Origin of the sequence: Fulvivirga sp., from assembly GCF_040220315.1 — a bacterium.
In the GTDB taxonomy this organism is placed as follows: domain Bacteria; phylum Bacteroidota; class Bacteroidia; order Cytophagales; family Cyclobacteriaceae; genus Fulvivirga.
The window spans coordinates 1-1,735 of record NZ_JAVJUY010000143.1; the positions used below are offsets into that span (position 1 = coordinate 1).

4 protein-coding genes are annotated in these 1,735 nt (G+C 34.6%); all 4 read right to left on the bottom strand.

Annotated features, from left to right (window positions below):
• Nucleotides 1-109: 109 nt before the first annotated feature.
• Complete coding sequence (locus RLO81_RS06585; RefSeq protein WP_350108976.1) at nt 110-397, bottom strand: type II toxin-antitoxin system RelE/ParE family toxin; 288 nt, start codon at nt 395-397, stop codon at nt 110-112.
• Nucleotides 394-624 carry an addiction module protein gene (locus RLO81_RS06590; RefSeq protein WP_350108979.1) on the bottom strand — a complete coding sequence of 77 codons (231 nt, stop codon included), beginning with the start codon at nt 622-624 and terminating at the stop codon, nt 394-396. Before RLO81_RS06590 ends, RLO81_RS06585 begins: the two co-directional genes overlap by 4 nt.
• Nucleotides 625-895: 271 nt before the next feature.
• Nucleotides 896-1,258 carry a hypothetical protein gene (locus RLO81_RS06595; protein WP_350108982.1) on the bottom strand — a complete coding sequence of 121 codons (363 nt, stop codon included), beginning with the start codon at nt 1,256-1,258 and terminating at the stop codon, nt 896-898.
• A 10-nt stretch (nt 1,259-1,268) separates the two neighbouring features.
• Nucleotides 1,269-1,735: serine hydrolase domain-containing protein (locus RLO81_RS06600; RefSeq protein WP_350108985.1), on the bottom strand; the 467-nt coding region annotated here is incomplete at its 5' end.

Below are 1,735 nucleotides of genomic sequence, written 5' to 3' on the forward strand. Positions count from 1 at the left end.
ACGCTCCATTGATTTTGTTGTCAAATACTATAGCGATGGTGTTGATTTGGGGGAGATTTAATTTACCGTAGTAATTTTTTATCTACATGAATTAAATGGCTCAATTTGACTAAGGCCATTTTTCAGGATCCTCTCTGGTACCCAAAATGGCCAATACAACTACTGTACTTTTTTCAACAATAAAGTGAATAGCATAAGGAAAATGCTTTATTAGCGCAAATCGAGTGTTTTTGTATCTCTCTTGATATTGATAAGGATTTGCAGTAATTAAATTGAGTTTATCTTCTACCTCATCTAAAAACCTAAGACCTAAATCCTGTTGCTTTTCTTCATACCAATTTGAAGTATTCAATATATCAAGCTCTGCTTCCGGCTTGATAATTAGAGAATAGGTCATAATTGCTCTTTAACTCGAGATTTTACCTCATCCCAACTTGAACCTGAAGATGTATTAGCTTTATGCGATGCGATGCGTTTATCTAAAATCTTTTTGTGTGAAGCGCTCAACTCATAATCATCTTCTTGCATATCGGCCTGAACCATGGCATACATAAGATTGATAAAACGTTCATCGGCCTTGTTGATATAATCATGAAGTAGTTCTCTAATTTGTGCTGCTCCCATTGCTTGTCATTTTACTCTTATCAAAGTTAACAGCAAAAAAGTATTATTCGTGCTATTATACGCTTCTAATTTGCAAATGCGGCTGGAGAAATATTGCTGAGAAGATGTTGATTGATTCCTTATTTTATATCTTATATACATTTAAGGAAAATAATTAATGATTGCCTAATAATTGAAATAGTTCGTGTCTTATGCCGTGTCACAGACACTTTTGATCATTGAAAGGTACGTAGTCCCTTCGGGAGACTACGAACAGCTGGGGTACTTTTAACTATAAAATGCTAAGATGATCTCCTTTTTCACACTTTTTAGCTTTTAACCAAAATAGTTCATTAGGCAATACTTGTTGTTCACCAATTTGATTCCATTTCTCATTTATAGATTCGATAATGATTTTTATATCATCAATCGACTGATATTTAACTTTCGTTTTTTCGCTTTCTCTGATGATATATATATCTACAACATTTTCTTTTAACATCACGGTTAATATATCCAAGGATTTCCTTTTAATAACGTCAATTGATTCTTCAGGGCAATATGTAAATTTTACATCACCAATAAAAACATTTGCAAATATGTAGTCTGATTCATTTGTTTCTAACAATTCCTTGATAAATGATTTATAATTCATGTCTACATTCTCAATTCTCAATAGAACTTAAAACCTCTTTCAAAAACTGATTAAAATCAAACGAGCCTCGTTTCTTGGTTTGCCCTAAACGCACAATAACCATATCTTTTGAAGGAATGATAAACACTCGCTGGCCTTCAAAACCATTGGCACTAAACAAATCTTTAGGAGCATCAGGGTAATACACATGCTGGCCTTCTACCGGAGCATTGCCATTTAGCCAAAAATGAGCACCATATTCCATGGTAGGAGCACCAGGTGTATGTGTAGAAACATAAGCTGTCCAGTTTTCAGGCAATAGTTGTTTGCCATTCCATTCACCACTATTCAAATAAAGCAACCCGAACTTAGCCCAATCTCTTGGTGAAGCATACATGTAGGAAGAACCTACGTAGGTGCCAGAGGCATCTGGCTCAATTACGGCAGTTGTCATGCCTAGTGGTTCAAATAATCGTTCTCTGATGTAATTGTAATAAT